This window comes from Ensifer aridi (genome assembly GCF_002078505.1).
GTDB lineage: Bacteria > Pseudomonadota > Alphaproteobacteria > Rhizobiales > Rhizobiaceae > Sinorhizobium > Sinorhizobium aridi.
In genome coordinates this window covers 458-899 of the sequence record NZ_LUAV01000044.1, presented here as the reverse complement: position 1 = coordinate 899, position 442 = coordinate 458, and the positions used below count along the sequence as shown (strand labels likewise).

Below are 442 nucleotides of genomic sequence, written 5' to 3'. Positions count from 1 at the left end.
CTGCATGTAGCCGCAGACCCGGTCCGCGGAGATCGGCTCGACCACCTGCGCCGTCAGGCCGAGCGCCTCGCCAAAATCCTCCACCGCGAGGGTCACGGGATAGTTGGTGCGTTCCTCGCCGCCCAGCCACTCGATGCCCGACAGAGCATCATCGGCTGTCGCGCCGGCCGCCGGGGTGTTGTGACGGTAGTTCAACAGCGCGCCGAACAGCGGCGCCGGGGCTGCAACGTCGCTGCAGCGTTGCGCCAAGGCGAGCGAGGCATGCTCGTGTGCGAGCAGTTCGGAAAGCCGCGCATGTGTGGCCTGCACGCTCGCCGCGACCCCGGTTCCGTTGAGGTCGAGCCGCACCGGCAGGGTGTTGATGAACAGGCCCATCGTCTGGTCGGCGCCGGAGCCGGCATGCATGCGGCCGAACAGCACCGTGCCGAACACCACCTGTTCG

The 442-nt window shown here is 68.8% G+C and carries 1 protein-coding gene; it reads right to left on the bottom strand.

Annotated elements, in window-relative coordinates; genetic code table 11:
• The coding region (locus tag AYK65_RS30975) for a condensation domain-containing protein (RefSeq protein ID WP_139793402.1) at positions 1–442 on the bottom strand (442 nt) is incomplete at both ends.